Origin of the sequence: Parabacteroides goldsteinii DSM 19448 = WAL 12034 (assembly GCF_000969835.1) — a bacterium.
Classification (GTDB): Bacteria; Bacteroidota; Bacteroidia; order Bacteroidales; family Tannerellaceae; genus Parabacteroides; species Parabacteroides goldsteinii.
On sequence record NZ_KQ033913.1, the window covers coordinates 1 to 18,007 of the forward strand.

9 protein-coding genes, 2 tRNA genes and 3 rRNA genes are annotated in these 18,007 nt (G+C 48.1%); 7 read left to right on the forward strand and 7 right to left on the reverse strand.

Features of this window, described 5'->3' with window-relative positions:
- The 7 genes from HMPREF1535_RS13115 to HMPREF1535_RS13145 all read left to right on the forward strand — a co-directional run.
- Window positions 1-242: ribosomal RNA gene (locus HMPREF1535_RS13115) — 16S ribosomal RNA — on the forward strand; the annotation flags it as partial.
- 147 nt (window positions 243-389) lie between these two features.
- A tRNA-Ile gene (locus tag HMPREF1535_RS13120) sits at window positions 390-463 on the forward strand.
- A 23-nt stretch (window positions 464-486) separates the two neighbouring features.
- Window positions 487-560 (forward strand) — tRNA-Ala (locus HMPREF1535_RS13125).
- A gap of 131 nt (window positions 561-691) precedes the next feature.
- A 23S ribosomal RNA gene (locus tag HMPREF1535_RS13130) occupies window positions 692-3,570 on the forward strand.
- Between the two features lie 104 nt (window positions 3,571-3,674).
- Window positions 3,675-3,785 (forward strand): 5S ribosomal RNA (rrf, locus tag HMPREF1535_RS13135).
- 333 nt (window positions 3,786-4,118) lie between these two features.
- Window positions 4,119-5,285 (forward strand): efflux RND transporter periplasmic adaptor subunit, encoded by a 1,167-nt coding sequence (locus tag HMPREF1535_RS13140; RefSeq protein WP_046146546.1) that lies wholly within the window; start codon window positions 4,119-4,121, stop codon window positions 5,283-5,285.
- Complete coding sequence (locus HMPREF1535_RS13145) at window positions 5,282-9,781, forward strand: multidrug efflux RND transporter permease subunit (RefSeq protein ID WP_082207535.1); 4,500 nt, start codon at window positions 5,282-5,284, stop codon at window positions 9,779-9,781. The genes HMPREF1535_RS13140 and HMPREF1535_RS13145 overlap by 4 nt, the downstream gene beginning before the upstream one ends.
- Before the next feature lie 93 nt (window positions 9,782-9,874).
- Here HMPREF1535_RS13145 and HMPREF1535_RS13150 read toward each other — a convergent pair whose 3' ends face one another.
- From HMPREF1535_RS13150 to HMPREF1535_RS13180, 7 genes are all read right to left on the reverse strand, one after another.
- Window positions 9,875-10,792: a fimbrillin family protein gene (locus HMPREF1535_RS13150; protein WP_046146547.1), complete on the reverse strand. Its 918-nt coding sequence runs from the start codon at window positions 10,790-10,792 to the stop codon at window positions 9,875-9,877.
- 49 nt (window positions 10,793-10,841) lie between these two features.
- Window positions 10,842-11,822, reverse strand: coding sequence for a fimbrillin family protein (locus tag HMPREF1535_RS13155; protein WP_046146548.1), 981 nt, complete (start codon window positions 11,820-11,822; stop codon window positions 10,842-10,844).
- A 41-nt stretch (window positions 11,823-11,863) separates the two neighbouring features.
- On the reverse strand, window positions 11,864-13,009 hold the full coding sequence (locus tag HMPREF1535_RS13160) for a fimbrillin family protein (RefSeq protein WP_046146549.1): 1,146 nt from the start codon (window positions 13,007-13,009) through the stop codon (window positions 11,864-11,866).
- A gap of 61 nt (window positions 13,010-13,070) precedes the next feature.
- A complete protein-coding gene (locus tag HMPREF1535_RS13165; RefSeq protein WP_046146550.1) occupies window positions 13,071-14,912 on the reverse strand; it encodes a hypothetical protein in 1,842 nt (613 codons plus the stop codon).
- Between the two features lie 26 nt (window positions 14,913-14,938).
- On the reverse strand, window positions 14,939-15,769 hold the full coding sequence (locus HMPREF1535_RS13170; RefSeq protein ID WP_046146551.1) for a hypothetical protein: 831 nt from the start codon (window positions 15,767-15,769) through the stop codon (window positions 14,939-14,941).
- The gene (locus tag HMPREF1535_RS13175) at window positions 15,766-16,854 is read right to left on the reverse strand and encodes an HU family DNA-binding protein (protein WP_010800195.1); all 1,089 of its coding nucleotides are present in this window, start codon (window positions 16,852-16,854) and stop codon (window positions 15,766-15,768) included. The genes HMPREF1535_RS13170 and HMPREF1535_RS13175 overlap by 4 nt, the downstream gene beginning before the upstream one ends.
- A 176-nt stretch (window positions 16,855-17,030) precedes the next feature.
- Window positions 17,031-17,807: a DUF4469 domain-containing protein gene (locus HMPREF1535_RS13180; RefSeq protein ID WP_046146552.1), complete on the reverse strand. Its 777-nt coding sequence runs from the start codon at window positions 17,805-17,807 to the stop codon at window positions 17,031-17,033.
- Window positions 17,808-18,007 lie beyond the last annotated feature (200 nt).

Sequence of the window (18,007 nt, forward strand, 5' to 3'; positions counted from 1 at the left end):
CATCTCAGTTCGGATCGAAGTCTGCAACCCGACTTCGTGAAGCTGGATTCGCTAGTAATCGCGCATCAGCCATGGCGCGGTGAATACGTTCCCGGGCCTTGTACACACCGCCCGTCAAGCCATGGGAGTTGGGGGTACCTAAAGTCCGTAACCGCAAGGATCGGCCTAGGGTAAAACCGATGACTGGGGCTAAGTCGTAACAAGGTAGCCGTACCGGAAGGTGCGGCTGGAACACCTCCTTTCTGGAGCGCAGAGTTCGTTATCAAGTTGACTCAGAGGTATTAGTTAACTTGTACTACGGTTGAATATGTATAAAATATAGATCTACCGGCAATAAAGTGTCGGCAAGAGAGAAAAATGATGCTGAGGGAAACCAAGGCAAAGTTGACAGTCCTATAGCTCAGTTGGTTAGAGCGCTACACTGATAATGTAGAGGTCGGCAGTTCAACTCTGCCTGGGACTACAGAATCTCTGAGAGAGAATTTTGGGGGATTAGCTCAGCTGGCTAGAGCATCTGCCTTGCACGCAGAGGGTCAACGGTTCGAATCCGTTATTCTCCACAAAAAGTTACCGAGACATCAGAAACATAAAGTAACGACAAGATCTTTGACATGATGGACAACGTAAAATAAAGTAACAAGAGCAAGCTGAAGATATATCAATCCAGGTTCACAGCGATGTGACCGGAAATAAGAAAGTAAGCAAGGGCAGACGGTGGATGCCTTGGCTCTCGGAGGCGACGAAGGACGTGATAAGCTGCGATAAGCTGGGGGGAGATGCAAATAATCCTTGATCCTCAGATTTCCGAATGGGGCAACCCGGCAGGTTGAAGGCCTGTCATCCCGTAAGGGAGGCGAACGTGGGGAACTGAAACATCTAAGTACCCATAGGAGGAGAAAATAAAAATGATTCCGCAAGTAGTGGCGAGCGAACGCGGAAGAGCCCAAACCGGTATTGTTTAGGCAATACCGGGGTTGTAGGACCACGCTGTGGCAAGAACTTAGGAAAGTGGAACACTTTGGAAAAAGTGATCATAGAGGGTGAAAATCCCGTACACGACTTTCTAACGAAGCCTAGTGGTATCCTGAGTAGCGCGGAGCACGAGAAATTCTGTGTGAATTAGCGGGGCCCATCCCGTAAGGCTAAATACTCCCGAGAGACCGATAGCGAACCAGTACCGTGAGGGAAAGGTGAAAAGAACCTCGAACAGAGGAGTGAAATAGACCCTGAACCCGTCTGCCTACAAGCGGTCGGAGCAACGTAAGTTGTGACGGCGTGCCTTTTGCATAATGAACCTACGAGTTACTTTCTCCGGCAAGGTTAAGTATTTCAGATACGGAGCCGAAGCGAAAGCGAGTCTGAACAGGGCGGTATAGTCGGAGGGAGTAGACGCGAAACCAAGTGATCTACCCATGGTCAGGTTGAAGGTTAGGTAACACTAACTGGAGGACCGAACCGGTAAGCGTTGAAAAGCTTTCGGATGAACTGTGGGTAGGGGTGAAAGGCTAATCAAACTTGGAGATAGCTCGTACTCCCCGAAATGCATTTAGGTGCAGCCTTTATTTAGTATAGCATGAGGTAGAGCGACTGATTGGATGCGAGGGCTTCACCGCCTATCAAGTCCAGATAAACTCCGAATGCGTGTTATATATTGATAAGGAGTGAGGGCGCGGGTGCTAAGGTCCGCGTCCGAGAGGAGAAGAATCCAGACCATCAGCTAAGGTCCCCAAATAACAGTTAAGTTGAACTAACGAAGTCAGACTGCAGAGACAGCTAGGATGTTGGCTTGGAAGCAGCCATTCATTTAAAGAGTGCGTAACAGCTCACTAGTCGAGGAGTTTGGCGTGGATAATACTCGGGCATAAACTGTTTACCGAAGCTATGGATCCAGAGTAATGGATGGTAGGGGAGCATTCCAGTGGCGTTGAAGGTGAGGGATAACCCTTGCTGGAGTAGCTGGAAAAGCAAATGTAGGTATAAGTAACGATAAAGGAAGTGAGAAACTTCCTCGCCGAAAGACTAAGGTTTCCTGATCAACGTTAATCGGATCAGGGTAAGTCGGGACCTAAGGATAAGCCGAACGGCGATTCCGATGGAAGAATGGTTTAATATTCCCATACTACTTTATAGAGCGATGTGGAGACGGAGAAGTGACAGTCCTGCCAACTGACGGAATAGTTGGTTAAAGGGTGTAGACGTTGATCGCGGTAGGCAAATCCGCCGTGAGAGTCGAACCTGAGAGTATGCCGAGTACTTGTACAAGGCAATATGGATGTAAACAGGCTCCCTAGAAAATCCGCTAAGCATATCTATAGAGTACCCGTACCGTAAACGGACACACGTAGTTGGGTTGAGAATACTGAGGCGCTCGAGTGATTCACGGTTAAGGAACTAGGCAAATTGACCCTGTAACTTCGGGATAAAGGGTCCCTGTCAGCGATGGCGGGGCGCAGAGAATAGGTCCAGGCAACTGTTTAACAAAAACACATGGCTGTGCGAAATAGAAATATGAAGTATACAGCCTGACACCTGCCCGGTGCTGGAAGGTTAAGAGGAGAGCTCATCGCAAGAGAAGGTTTGAATTGAAGCCCCAGTAAACGGCGGCCGTAACTATAACGGTCCTAAGGTAGCGAAATTCCTTGTCGGGTAAGTTCCGACCTGCACGAATGGTGTAATGATCTGGACACTGTCTCAACCGTGAGCTCGGTGAAATTGTAGTATCGGTGAAGATGCCGATTACCCGCGATGGGACGAAAAGACCCCGTGAACCTTTACTATAGCTTTACATTGAATTTGGGCAACTAATGTGTAGGATAGGCCGGAGACTGCGAAGCAGGCACGCCAGTGTCGGTGGAGTCGCCGTTGAAATACGGCCCTTTGGTTGTTTGAGTTCTAACTCGTGGAAACGAGGACACTGTATGGTGGGTAGTTTGACTGGGGTGGTCGCCTCCAAAAGAGTAACGGAGGCTTCTAAAGGTACCCTCAGACCGATTGGTAACCGGTCGTAGAGTGTAATGGCATAAGGGTGCTTGACTGGGAGAGAGACAACTCGATCAGGTAGGAAACTAGAGCATAGTGATCCGGTGGTTCCGCATGGAAGGGCCATCGCTCAAAGGATAAAAGGTACTCCGGGGATAACAGGCTGATCGCTCCCAAGAGCTCATATCGACGGAGCGGTTTGGCACCTCGATGTCGGCTCGTCACATCCTGGGGCTGGAGAAGGTCCCAAGGGTTGGGCTGTTCGCCCATTAAAGTGGCACGCGAGCTGGGTTCAGAACGTCGTGAGACAGTTCGGTCTCTATCTATCGTGGGCGTAGGAGATTTGAGTGGCTCTGACACTAGTACGAGAGGACCGTGTTGGACAGACCTCTGGTTTACCGGTTGTACCGCCAGGTGCACCGCCGGGTATCTAAGTCTGGATTGGATAAGTGCTGAAAGCATCTAAGTACGAAGCCAGCCTCAAGATAAGATCTCCCTGAGGGTCGTTGTAGACTACGACGTTGATAGGCTACAGGTGTAAGGGCAGTAATGTCGAAGCCGAGTAGTACTAATAGCCCGAGACTTTCTATTTCCGAGAGGAAGGATTGATATATCAGCAGGGTTAGTAGAGATACTAACAAAGCGAAAGTTACTGATAGAGTAGCGTTGTCCAGGTCAAACATCTTAAAAGGTATTAAGGTGGTTATAGCGTTGGGGATCCACCTCTTCCCATTCCGAACAGAGAAGTTAAGCCCAACCACGTCGATGGTACTGCGTAAAAGTGGGAGAGTAGATAGCCGCCGTTTTAGAGTCAAGAACTCCAAACAAATGAAAGGAATCAATCGAAAGGTTGGTTCCTTTTTGTGTTTATAGCTGATGACTCTGACTATCCATAAATACATTATTTGTATTTGGTTTATATTTGTTTTGTGGATTATGTAGCATTTGTCTGTGGAATAATTCTACGAACCCCGTTTTTAATAAAGAAGTTGTTCTATTTGGTTGTTTATTTATATGGTTAGTATTTAGGGATATAGCGTTTTTTAACAGATTGTATTGAACAATGGTACGATTATTTCATTCTTACAATATAGAGATAGAACAATAGAAAATTTAAATGTCATTTATAGATATTAGTAATGGTAGGAGAAAGATTAGTAAAAGGAGGTATCGTATTAGTCGCCCTTTTAATGTTGGCAACAGGATGTCGAAAAAAAGAAGAGCCGTTGCGTCCTCTTGTCATAGTTGACAAGCCTCAGAAAGAAGATGTGCAAATTTTTGGTGAATATGTAGGCCGTATTCGTGCCGCAAGTTATGTAGAGATACATGCACGCGTAGAAGGTTATCTGGAAAGGATGCTGTTTGTAGAAGGTAAACAGGTGAAACAAAATGAACCTTTGTTTATAATAAATTCAGCACTTTATAAGGCACGCGTAGAGAAAGCGAAAGCACAGTTAAAGAAGAACGAAGCTCAGGCGGCAAAAGCCAAAAGAGATGTAGAGCGTTTACAGCCGTTGTACGAACAGCATGCGGCCAGCCAGTTGGATCTTGATAACGCATTAGCTTCCCTGGATGATTCGGAGGCAAATATCGCAATGAGCAGAGCTGACCTTGATCAGGCACAACTGGAGCTGGGTTATACAACAGTCACTTCACCGATTGCCGGATATATCAGTGAGCGTTTTGTCGATGTCGGCGCCCTGGTTGGTCCCGGTGTTAACTCCAAATTAGCGGCCGTGGTAAAAAGTGACACAGTATTGGTCGACTTCAAAATGACTGCATTGGATTATCTGCGTGCCGAACGCCGTAACATTAAGTTCGGTGAGCAGGATACGACCCGTTCCTGGCAGCCGACTGTAACCGTGACGCTGGCCGATAATTCCGAATATCCGGTCAAAGGCGTAGTCGACTTTGCCGATCCGATTGTAGATCCCCAAACAGGAACTTTCGGTGTACGTGCAGAATTGGCTAATCCGAATCAGAAATTACTTCCCGGACAGTTCACCCGCGTGAAACTATTATTAGATGTACGTGAACGGTCAATCGTTGTTCCCCGAAAGGCTATTTCCATAGAACAAGGCGGTGTCTTCATCTATATTATCCGGCGTGATAATGTAGCGGAAAAGCGTTTCGTGCAAACAGGACCTGAAATCGGAAATAACATCGTTATTGAACGTGGTCTGGGAGAAAATGAAGCAGTAGTTATCGAAGGCTATCATAAATTAGTTCCTGGTATGCTGGTGCGTCCGGTTCAGGCGGGGGATGACAAAGCCATCGAAGCATATAGAGAGGAGGCAGGAGAATGAAGCCGGGATTCTTTATAGACCGTCCCGTATTCTCGACCGTACTATCTTTATTGATCGTTATTGTCGGGGTTATAGGATTGATGATGTTACCGGTGGACCAGTATCCTCAGATCACACCTCCGGTTGTGAAGATCAGTGCTTCTTATCCGGGAGCCAGTGCCTTGACGGTGTCGCAGGCTGTTGCAACACCGATCGAACAGGAACTGAATGGTACTCCGGGTATGATCTATATGCAGAGCAGCAGTACGAACTCCGGAGGTTTGACTATAACAGTCACATTCGATGTTTCTGCTGATGCTGACCTTGCTGCTGTGGAAATACAAAACCGTGTGAAGCTGGCTGAATCGCGCCTGCCTTCCGATGTTGTTCAGAATGGTATCACCGTGGAAAAGCAATCGGCCAGCCAGTTGATGACGTTAAGCCTGAGTTCGGATGACCCGCGTTTTGATGAAATCTATCTGAGTAACTTCGCAACGATCAATGTGCTCGACGTACTTCGCCGTATTCCGGGTGTGGGACGTGTCTCCAATATCGGTAGCCGTTACTATGGTATGCAGATATGGGTATATCCGGACCGTTTGGCTAATATGGGACTGACGGTAAAAGATATCCAGGCTGCCCTAAAAGAACAGAACAGTGAATCCGCTGCCGGAGAATTAGGTAAACAGCCGGTTATCGACGTGGATATCACTTTGCCGATCACTGCCCGCGGACGTCTGTCTACGGTAAAAGAATTTGAAGATATCGTTGTCCGTGCCAATCCTGACGGATCGATTGTCCGTTTGCGCGATGTCGCGAGAATATCTTTGGAAGCCTCTTCTTATTCTACGGAAAGTGGAATAAACGGAAAGAATGCGGCTATCCTGGGTATTTATATGCTACCGGGTGCCAATGCTCTGGAAGTGGCAACGAATGTAAAAGAAGCGATGAAAGAGATCAGCCAGAACTTTCCGGAAGGGCTGGAATATAAGTTCCCTTTTGATATGACCGAATATATATCACAGTCTATCCATGAAGTTTATAAAACCTTGTTTGAGGCTTTGTTCCTGGTTATACTGGTTGTATTCCTGTCATTACAGAATTGGCGTGCCGCTTTAATCCCGACTATCGCTGTTCCCATATCATTGATCGGGACATTCGGATTTATGCTTATCATGGGATTCTCCCTGAATATGCTGACCTTGCTCGGACTGATCCTGGCGATCGGTATTGTGGTCGACGATGCGATTGTCGTAGTGGAGAATGTGGAACGTATCATGCATGAAGAACGGCTTACAGCCCGCGAAGCCACCCATAAAGCGATGCGTGAATTATCGGGAGCTTTGATTGCTACATCGATGGTGTTGGCAGCAGTGTTCGTTCCGGTGAGTTTCCTGAGCGGGATTACGGGACAACTGTATCGCCAGTTCTCTATTACGATCGTGGTTTCCGTATTGTTGTCGACTGTCGTTGCTTTGACATTAAGCCCGGCGATGTGTGCTTTGATATTACGTCCGACTGTAGGGAAGAAAAACTTCGTCTTCCGGAAGATCAATATATGGCTGCATAAAGGGAATAATAAATATATCCATTTGCTGACCCGTGCGATTACTAATCCCAAAAGAATTCTGGCCGGATTCGGTATGGTACTTGTTTTTATCTTTGTGCTGAACCGGATTATTCCTACCAGTTTTATCCCGGAGGAAGACCAGGGATTTTTTACGGTGGAATTAGTTATGCCCGAAGGTGCGACATTGGAGCGTACCCGTAAAGTAACTGACAGGGCGATAGAATTTCTGGAAAAACAACCGGCTGTCGCCTATGTCCAGAACGTGACGGGAAGCAGTACCCGTGTGGGAACTTCGCAAAGCCGCTCCACGCTTACCGTTATTCTGAAACCCTGGGAAGAACGTAAGTCTTCCGGTATGGGGGTTGAAGATGTGATGGCTGTGGCCCGTAAAGAATTTGAATACTATCCGGAGATACTCGCTTATCTGAATCGTCCGCCGGTAATACCCGGTCTGGGAGAAAGCGGAGGTTTGGAAATGCAGTTGGAAGCCCGCGGTGAAGCCAGTTGGGAAAATTTGGTAAGCGCCACCGATACATTTATGCTATATGCGTCGAAAGCTCCCGAACTGACCGGCGTATCTTCCGCCCTGCAACCGGAGATTCCGCAACTATACTTTGACGTAGACCGTGACCGGGCAAAGTTCCTGGGTATCCCTCTGACGGATATCTTCTCGACGATGAAAGCCTATTTGGGCTCCGTCTACGTGAATGACTTCAATATGTTCAACCGTATATATAAGGTATATATCCAGGCAGAAGCTCCTTATCGCGCCACCCGTGATAATATTGGACTGTTCTTTGTCCGTGCACAAAACGGTTCGATGGTTCCGCTAACCGCTTTGGGTACGACGAGCTATACGACCGGACCGGGTACGATCAAGAAGTTCAATATGTTCTCGACAGCTGCCATCAGTGCAGTGGCTGCCCCCGGCTATAGTTCCGGTGAAGCGATGGCTGCCATGCAACGGATTGCCCGCGAACATTTACCCGATAACATAGGTTTGGAATGGAGTGGTCTGTCCTATCAGGAAAAGAAGGCTGGCGGCCAGACGGGCATGGTCCTTGCACTCGTATTTCTCTTTGTGTTCCTGTTCCTGGCCGCACAGTATGAAAGCTGGATCGTTCCGATCGCTGTTATCTTATCTTTGCCGGTTGCCGCTTTGGGTGCTTATCTGGGAATTTGGGCTACCGGGTTACATAACGATGTCTATTTCCAGATTGGGCTTGTCACGCTGATCGGGCTGGCGGCGAAGAATGCGATCCTGATCGTTGAATTTGCCAAAGTACAGGTCGATGCCGGAGTAGATGTTGTTCAGGCTGCTATCCATGCGGCGCGGATGCGTTTCCGTCCGATCCTGATGACTTCCCTGGCATTCGTATTAGGTATGCTTCCGATGGTGTTGGCTAGTGGACCGGGATCAGCTTCACGCCATAGCATCGGTACAGGGGTGTTCTTTGGTATGTTGGTTGCCATTACGGTAGGTATTGTATTGGTGCCGTTCTTCTTTGTTCTGATTTATAAGATTAAACGAACGCTGCGGATGGATCGTGTTGCGCGGATAATACCTAAAAAGAAGATGCTCTTTTTTATGGTTGCTGCGTCGGCTGTTACCTTCTCTTTTTCATCTTGTAAACTAGGAGAGAAATATGCCCGTCCGGAGTTGAACCTTCCGACTGAATTGGAGGCCGGTGCCGACAGTCTTTCCGTGGATAATATTCCCTGGGAAAGCCTGTATGCCGATACCACTTTGCAACGGCTTATTACGACTGCCCTGGAGAATAATAAAGATATGAAGATAGCAGCCGCCAAGATCAAAGAAATGATTGCAGCCAAACGTATCACTTTTGCCGACCAGTTCCCGGAGATCGGTGCACGTATCTACGGTCAGAAAGAACGGCTGAATTATGGTGGTGATAACCCTAAACCTGATCCTGAATACGGTGCTAAACTCACCCTATCGTGGGAGTTGGATTTATGGGGTAATCTTCGTTGGGCAAATGAAGCGGGTATTGCTGCCTATATGCAATCAGTAGAGGCACAGCGTAGTTTACAATTGACACTGGTCGCCGAAGTTGCCGCTGCTTATTACGAACTGTGTGCCCTCGACCGTCGTCTAAATATTGTTCAGCAAACCCTCGATGCCCGTAGGGAAGGTGTTCGCCTGGCCAAACTTCGTTATGACGGCGGTTTGACCTCCGAGACTTCTTATAACCAGGCTCTGGTAGAATTGGCACGTACGGAAACTCTCGTCCCGTCATTGGAACGTCAGATACGGATAAAGGAAAGCGACCTGTCTCTCCTGTTGGGCGAGTATCCGGGATATATCCCCCGTGGCTTGTCTCTTAGTGAACAGCATTTGCCGGACGCCCTACCTGTAGGACTGCCTTCGGCGTTACTTGAACGTCGTCCCGATATGCGCCAGGCGGAGTTGAAGTTACGTGAAGCGAATGCTAAAGTAGGAGTTGCCTATACCGACCTGTTCCCTAAGATCAGTCTAACCGGTAACTTAGGAGCGGAAAGTGAAGAACTGGGCGACCTGCTGAAAAGTCCGGCCTGGTTTTTGGCCGGCGATCTGCTGCAACCACTTTTTGCTATGGGTAAGAACAAAGCAAAACTGAAGGCTGCAAAAGCTCGTTACGAACAGGAAGTGTACAGCTATCAGAAAAGTGTGATCGGCGCTTTCAAAGAAGTGAACGATGCAATCGTAACTATCCATATGGCAAAAGACATCCGTCGCTCGCAGGAAAAACTGGAAGCTGCTTCAAGAAAGTACGTGCAACTGGCAGAACTGCAATATATAAACGGAGTAACCAATTATATTGATGTGTTGGATGCCCAGCGTGGTTATTTGGATGCCCAGATCAGCCTGAATAATGCGGTGTTGGATGAACTGCTGTCGGTAGTTTATTTATACAAAGCATTGGGGGGAGGTTATCAGGTACAATAGAAGCTATCTTAAAAAGAATTCGCCCCGCGATCACCTATATGAAGGTTGGGCGGGGCGAAAAATATAAGTTAAAAAGTCACCTTCCTTTCAATCTTAATCAGCTGTGATATTATCACTTTCAGTATCACCTTCACCCCAGTCGGAAACAGTGACATCACCCAGGATTACTCCTTCACCATTCAAACGAAGCTTGAGCGTGGTGTTTTTGCCTTGCAGTAAATTGATGGCTTCTGTCGGCTGATAGGTGAATATATTATCTCCGACGGCAATAGCGATTGTGATACCATTTGTTTTCTGGATAATCTGTGCCGGCAGGACAGCACTGAAGATACTACCGTTTTCCAGCGGTTTGATATTCGTTTTAGAGGTCCCGCTAACAGCTGTCGTTGCCGGGGTTGTTTCAGTACTATTGTATGTAACCGTATAATCAGCTACGGCATCTTTGATCGTAACCAAATTGATAACGGCATCCTCTATCGCTTTTGCATTCACTTCGATGGTCAGCTTGGCTAACGCATGCTTTAAGTCGAGAGACAGCGCGGTGTATTTGGTGGCATCTTCGGCTTTTGTTATCGACTTGTAGGCAACCAGCAGGTCCGATTTTTTATAATTGTCGGCTGTGCTTTGGTCTGCTTCCACTTTGGTTGTGGTGGGGGCAGCAACAGGAGCGGTAGCATAAAAAGGGAGAGTACTACCGGCAGCGGCAGTATGCAAAGTAGTCCATTTCATCTTATCCGTACCCAGATCCCAGATGGCACCGTCGTAGCGGAAATCGGCATACTGGCCGGTAGTTGAACTTCCGGCAGTGTTGTAATACAGATACAGCTTGTCACCTGTCTCTCCGTAGACACTGCCTGCCTTTGTGATCACTTCGCCTGTTACGGTGGGGGCAATCGTTACATACTCGCTGCCGATGGCAGGCGTCGGGTCATTCTCGTTATTACATGCGGTGAATAACAGTGCGCTAAGCGCTAAAGCGGCTGTGCCGCTTACGATACATTTTGTGTTCATAATTTTGATATTTAATTAGTGAATAAAAAGTGTTATAGTTGTATGCTAATCAGGATTGCGGGGTATCGATTGTGATATCGCCGTCTGCCGTGGCCGTTTCCCAGTCGGTTACCTGTATGTTGTCCAGTTCGACACTTGTACCCTGTACTGTCAGCGTCAGGATGGTGTGTGTGCCGTTTTTCAGAGCGACAGGGGATGAAGGGGCATAGGTATATGTATTGTTTTCACTTCCGACCGTAGTGGTCGTTTTTACTTTTGCACCACTGCTGCTGATCTGTTGTGCCGGGAGGATGACGGAATAGACCTTTATCGTTTTTGAACTACTGCTTGTCTCATAGGTTTCGTCTGCTTCGGCATGCGGCGTGAGCTCTACCACACTGGCTTCAGACTTGACTGCTACTGTAGCCGGAACGGTTGCGGTAGGTGCCGTAGAGGTATAATTGACTGTATACTTCTTTTGGGCATTCTGAATAACAACTTCAGAAGACGTAAGATTGCTTATGGCACCAACCTTCACCTTTACTGTCAGCTTGGCCAGCATGTGTTTGAAAACAAGAGGAACATTCGCCTTTTTCGTGGTGACCTCTGTGAATGCCATCAGCAGGTCGGAGTTGGCGAAGTTATCGTTGCTGCTTTGGTCTTGTTCGACAGAGCCTGTTGTTGCGTTGGCCAGATCTTTGGGGGAGACGGCGAAGAAAGGATATTTCCCGCTAACAGCTTCGAGATCATCCCAAAAGATGCCGGTTCCTGCGTATTCTTTTGCCCAGCCGGCGTTATAGACATAAACTCCTTTTTCGTATGCCGTTGTATTACTACCATCTTTATAATACAGATAGATTTTCTTGTCTCCCTCTGCCGGTTGGTAGTTTTGGTCCGCTTTAGTCACTACCTCTCCGCTTATGGAAGCGGAGATAGCTACCGGAGCATTCTCATTTGGATTGACCTCAGTTTCATTCCCTACACAGGCGGTTAGCATTGCCAGGCTGCAACTAAAGGTCAGGGCTGCATAAGTGAATTTCATTGTTTTCATATTATCTGTTTTTTAATTGTCTATTTGTTCATGTTTTATCTTCAATTACTCCCGTCCGGTAAAATGGTAATATCGTAAATGATATTCTCCCAATCGCTCAGGGTGACCTTAATACGGAGGATATCCGAGTCGGGAGCCGGGTCTGGATCCGGATCGGGATCCGGTGTTGGCTCTGGGTCAGGTGTCGGATCCGGATCCGGATCAGGTGTGGGATCCGGGTCGGGTACAGGCTCCTCCGGTATCTCTATCTGTATATCGATGGAAATACCTGCTTGCAATACTCCTTCCGGTAGGTATTTGTTCAGGGGGACTTCCAGCGGATCGCGTCCCAGTGTCTGTATGCTTAGCGACAGTTCCGGCTTTTGCCCATCCGGCTGTCCGGGCCATCCCGGCAGTGCATACAGGTATCCGCCCGTTCCGTCGGATTGTACGATAAAAGGCTGGGAGACAGGCTCGCCATATTCCACGAATGCCTCGTCGGGCAGGCTCCAGATACCCTGTGCCGGGTTACCATGGAATGTGATGGTCGTTTCGTCTGCTTTCGTAGCGGAGACACTGCTTCTTTGGAGATTAGCTTTGCTCGCTTTATTCAGACTTACATACAACCGTGTGAGCCGGTGTACCAGCATAATGCTTGCTTCGGGCTGTCCGGCATGGATTCCAGCGGTACGTGCCGCCGTCATCAGGGGGCGTCCCAGGGCTGTCAGTTCGCGGCTGTCTACCGGTAGCCGGAGCCTGTCGGATTGCAGGGCGGCCGAAGCCGGACGGTAGGCCATCAGGTCTACCTCACTGCTATCGGACGGCAGGAATGCACTGTCGGCTACGGATACGGGTAGGAAGCGTCCCGGATGATCCGCACCCTCCCCGAAAGCATAACGATATAAAGCGGTATCGCCCAAAGCCGTGCGGCCATTGGGCTCCGCCAGCACCAGATGCAGTGTATCGGCTACCGACCACGGTTCGGGATTATCTCCGGCTGGAAGGGCCAGCAGGCGGAGAGCCACCGCACGCGGAGCATCCGGCACAACGGGTGTTGGCGGTGTGGGAGGTACAGGATCCGGCGGCACAGGCCCCGGTTCCGGATCATCTTTGCCGCAAGCGACAAACAACAACCCAATTCCTGACAGTGCGAATACTGTCAGGAGTTTTCTCCAGTTTGTAAATAGGGGATATTTCAATGTATGCATGTTCTCTTTCAATATTATGTTACATCAATCGTTTGCAAATCGGCTTTAATATGATCAGGACCTACTCATAATAATATTTCATGTGTATAGTCGGACCTGTTTCAGACGGGGTGGGTGAGGCTTTGTAGTGACAGGCAAAAAGACCTTGAGTTTCTATTTCACGATTTAGTTCACCAATAAGATTTTCCTCGCTGAGTTCTTCGAGCGATGATAGCATATAGTTATCTCTCCCCGTTATCCCAAAGACATTATAGTAATAGCATTTTTCCATTCTGTTGGTAACTGCTCCGACATAACTATCACCAGGATTATCATTGACCTGGCAATTGTACATCAGACAACAATAAATCAAACCGTTATTTTGCCCTGCAATCGCTGCCAGCGCGTCTTCCTCCTTTTTGGACAAAGTGATATCATGCGCAATACAACCTATAACATATGAATTTACGATTACCCTACCGACTATACAACCGGCATAGCGACCTCCTACTATGGAAGAACCCTCTTCCGCTTGTGCTGTACATGCAGCAAGAATTTTCCTGTCCGCCATATAATTCCCAGCATACTCTCCCACTATTCCTCCGGCATATCCCTCGGCGGTAAGTTGAATACGACCTTTTACATGGCAATCGGTAATGGAGCCTTCTGATAGTCCGACAATAGCTCCAATAACTGGCACTGAACGATTTTCAGTCATAGTAACTCCGTCTATCGTGAGTCCTTTTATTTCACTGTTTGAATTAGCTGCGCAGAAGAATCCTAAGTAATTATAAGGTCCTTTCATGTCTAAATTCAGATTAGATATCGTATGCCCATTGCCATTGAAAGTGCCATCAAAGCTTTCGATCGGTATCCATTCTTCATTCTTCAGATCGATATCCATATATAAGTTGATAACATCTTCACCAGCCTCTCTACTAGTCCATCTGGCGAGATCACCACGATTATTCACCGCATCCCTGAATGCTTTCAAATCTTCCAACGTATAAATACCCAACCTGGCTTTTTGGACATCAATAGCCGCTACATCTACCCTGCTATTCATGGTTATTGTTTCGATCCCTTCGATCTGTAATTCGGCATCACGGCTAATGTTCACGTCGAACAGATAGCAGTTGCCCGGCTCGAAGGGGACTGGAAAGCCTCTGCTACCGGAAGGAATGCTCAGTGTTGTTCCGTCCGGAAGGGTAACGGTAAACAGGTTTTGGAAATTCGCCGACACTTTCTGTGGAACTATCCGCATAAAATATTCGGAGGGGAGATCGGTTGCCAAGTCACCCCTGGAGGGTGATATATCGGTGTTTAGGATCGTTGACGATCCCGAAACACCGATTAACTGCGGTTTCGCTTGTTCTGTATTCCAGTTCTTGTTTGTCGAGCATGTCCCTATCCTCAGCAAAGCGCTCCCGATCGTATATTTTCCGGCTGTTTCCCTCTTCTGGTCGTCTTTCAGTATGCGTACGCCGATGCAGGCATAGGCGGGTGAGAGCTGGACGTTTGTTATGTTTCCGTTGCTGACGGATATGTTGTCGTTGGTGTAGCAGACCGGTGTGTTTTCGTCCAGCCATCCGTATATGGTAAGCGGTGTGGAGGCGGCGCTGCCTGCTATCGTCAAGGCTTCTCCCTGAGTCTCTGGTGTGAAGGTGATAGGGGAGGTGGAGGTTACCTGATACGTTTTACCGTAGGTGCTATATTCCTCCGGAGTGGTATTCAACGCTATCGTGACCGTCGGATTACCTGCACCACGGGAACTGACCTCGCCGGTATAGGCCTGAAAGGATGCGGAGATACTGAGGGGTACTTTGGATCCGTCCTCTGTTTCTTCGTGTGTGCAACCGGACAAGGCACCTGTCAGTGCCAATATCCCTGCTATGTATTTACTGAGTATGCGATATGATTTCATTGCTGATCTGTATTATTGTATGGATATTAATCGGGGGTGAAAGTTGAACCGACAGGCTGATAGTAAAAGTCTGCGATTGTGATACCGGTCACGGTTATCGTAACATCGAGTGAGATATCCAGTGAGGCAGTGAGCGTAAGGCGTTTGCCTTCCAGGTCTGCTTCGTTGTTTGTATTGTTGTAAGTAATGGTAGCCGTTTGCCCTTTCAGGGAGGCAGGCGTTCCGCTGCCTGAGCCCAGGGTGAGGGTTGCCAGTGACACGCCCGTGCCTTTCGGCAGATTGGCGGGGGGAATGATGGCACGGAAAGTAGCCGCATTATGACAGGCGGATACCCGGCCGGCCGGGTTCGACACGTTTACCGTTAACTCGGAAGCGTCTGCCATTGTCGATGCAAACTGTCCTTCGGTCCAGCCGTTGCCTTCGGTTATTTCGATCACCAGGTCGGTGTATCGATGGGAGAGGGTACCGTCGATCGTCAGGAAATCGAGCGATCCGTTACCTGTCATATAGTCGGCCAGACGGTAGCTCTCCGGGGATGTCTGGTCGGTGATGAGCGCCTGTGTGCCGAACGTGAGGGCGATGTCGTTGGCGGCCACTGTGCCGAGCGCTTCCTTGGTGAAACCTGTATTGCCGCATGTCCATCCTCCGGAGCCAGTACGGGTGTAGACGGCTGTCAGGCCGTTGACGGTTGCGGTCAACTGATCGTTTTGCAGCCACACCCACGTGGGCGTTCCGTCGGCGCGTGTGCTGATCTCTCCGATACCGATGGGAGTTCCTCCGGCATGCGGTTTCTCTGCCAGTTCGTTCGAACAACTTACTGTCAGCAGGATGATGATAGACAGGTAGTAAAACTTCATGATTCAGGCGTGAATGGAATTATTAATTGAACCGGGGTGATGATACCGGAATTGAATTCTATATAAGTACTCTCGTCATATGCGTTGAACAACGGGATATCTATATCGTCGTGTGTACCTGACTCCATCGGGGTCAGATAGACACCGTAGGCTGTAAAGGAACCTTTGTAAAATACATTGATGGTTTCATCGGTAATCGGAAACACGGGTGTCGTTTCTCCTCCTCCCGTCCAGTCTGGGGTAGTGTAGAATTTAGCATTTGTGAAATATAAAGTTCTGTCGCCCGCCTGAATGGGAGGATTAAGGATCAGGATTTTTATATATAAACAGGTATAATCTGCCGGACGTTTGAACTGGCCGAAATTGCAATTATAATAGTGTGAATCGTAAGTCGTAACTGCATCGGCAATCAGGTATTCCTCAGTGCTATAACCGGGATTGTCCGGTATCGGGGTACCGTATTCCGCTTTTATCTTCACCGGGGCGCTGTTGTCTGCGGTTGCAGGGAGAAAGAATGTAGTGCCGTCTTTTTTTTCCCACTTTCCCTCGGCGTTTAATACAAAGGGTTCGGTTACAGGGGTGCCGTCCAGTGTATAAGTCAGCTTGATCTCATCGCCTGTATTAAACTTTGTTTTAACGATGGGAGGTAGCTCGGTATCCCAGGCTTTCGTCCCCATCGGGCTGACCTCTATCTGCTCGATGCCGCCTATGTTGACCTCTACCGGAATCCATTCTCCGGTTGCCGGTTGCTCTTCGACGGAACATCCCGCCATGACCGACAGGTATAGCAGGCAGATGATGGCACGGAGGGTCGGGTTCAGCTTTTCAAGCATTCTTTTTCCGGGTTTGAATTTCACGCTGGTACGTGCCGGTATCGCATGGTTCGTTCCGTTTTTCGGGTTCCGGCCCGGACGTGCCGCCTGATGCCAGGGTGAAAATGTTCCGAAATTCTGTATCGTGAGATATTCGTTCCCAGCCAGAATCGCTTCCACTTCTTCTATCAGTGTGTTTAGATAGCGTAGACTATCGCTATGGCTGATGTGCAGGCGTTTCGCCACATGGTTGGCTAAGTCTGATTTATTCATATTTATAGGATGAGAAAATTGTTTGCTTTTTGCGGTGTATTCGGATGTTTTTTTGACGGAGGGCATCAACCCGTGTTGACGGTTGTCGTCGGTTCTCTTTGACGGTCGCCGTCAACGATCGTTGACGGTCGCCGTCAACGATCGTTGACGATGACCGTCAAAGAGGGTAGAGCGTATTATTCTATTTCGGGGCGATCGCTTCCGCCGTTGCCGACAGTGAGGACATAGAGAAAACGGTTGCGCCGCACTTCTTTTACCAGTGTCTTGCTGTTGGTTCCCGCCTGGGTAGCTACTTCCAGATAATAGGTCCCATCGGCTAGTTGGGGAATGATAAATGAGAAGTAGGAAGGATCGTTGCGCGAAAGGGCTGTCATAGGAACGGCCGTTTCGGTCTCGTCGCTTGTCTTGATAAAGAAGAAACCGATGGGTTTGCCTTCTTCACCGACAATACGTACGCGCTTTCCTTCGCCATTGAGACTGCCGCCCGGGGTGATCCGGCCATTTACTTCGCCTGTGACTACATCGGTTACTTTGGTAATGGTTGGCAATCCTTCCGATACCTGGCCGACTATGACACTGATACTTTCCAGCTCTTCTTTTAATATGGCACGTGGGGAACAGCGCAGTGTGACGCTGTTGCGGTTAGGATCGAACTTAGCTCCCGGTCCGATAAATGAACCGTCAACGCCTAATGAATTGTTGGCAAGACCAAACTCGACAGTAGCGGCATTGAATAATTCTATCTTTGCCTGTTCCTCAAGATCGTTGTAGGCATTTTCTAGTTCGGAGGCTGTGAATTTACTTTTACCTTTGGCGGCCAATTTGCAAAGGTCTTTGATTGTTCGATTGGCTGTGTAGGTGACATTGAAAGTATAATCATCTTCACGCTCTGTCAGCATATTTGCTACTAGATTGCCGGTAATGCTGTGTTTTTTAGGATCGTTTGTTGCCATAATGAATGTATTTTATCATAGTTCTTAATGAACTATGGTAAATTATGAATATCCAAAGTCTTATAAATCAATACTTAGAATCTGAAAAATAGTTAATTCGGTATGCTTTTGAGTGATTTTATTTATAATGAAATAAATTGTTATACTCTTTGTATATCAATATTTCTTCCTATATTTGTGGCGGTTAATAAAAGATTAGT

Bases quoted from the DNA above. Each gene is read 5' to 3' on its own strand.
- HMPREF1535_RS13140 (WP_046146546.1), top strand. From the start codon at position 4,119: ATGGTAGGAGAAAGATTAGTAAAAGGAGGTATCGTATTAGTCGCCCTT.
- HMPREF1535_RS13145 (WP_082207535.1), top strand. From the start codon at position 5,282: ATGAAGCCGGGATTCTTTATAGACCGTCCCGTATTCTCGACCGTACTA.
- HMPREF1535_RS13150 (WP_046146547.1), bottom strand. From the start codon at position 10,792: ATGAACACAAAATGTATCGTAAGCGGCACAGCCGCTTTAGCGCTTAGC.
- HMPREF1535_RS13155 (WP_046146548.1), bottom strand. From the start codon at position 11,822: ATGAAAACAATGAAATTCACTTATGCAGCCCTGACCTTTAGTTGCAGC.
- HMPREF1535_RS13160 (WP_046146549.1), bottom strand. From the start codon at position 13,009: ATGCATACATTGAAATATCCCCTATTTACAAACTGGAGAAAACTCCTG.
- HMPREF1535_RS13165 (WP_046146550.1), bottom strand. From the start codon at position 14,912: ATGAAATCATATCGCATACTCAGTAAATACATAGCAGGGATATTGGCA.
- HMPREF1535_RS13170 (WP_046146551.1), bottom strand. From the start codon at position 15,769: ATGAAGTTTTACTACCTGTCTATCATCATCCTGCTGACAGTAAGTTGT.
- HMPREF1535_RS13175 (WP_010800195.1), bottom strand. From the start codon at position 16,854: ATGAATAAATCAGACTTAGCCAACCATGTGGCGAAACGCCTGCACATC.
- HMPREF1535_RS13180 (WP_046146552.1), bottom strand. From the start codon at position 17,807: ATGGCAACAAACGATCCTAAAAAACACAGCATTACCGGCAATCTAGTA.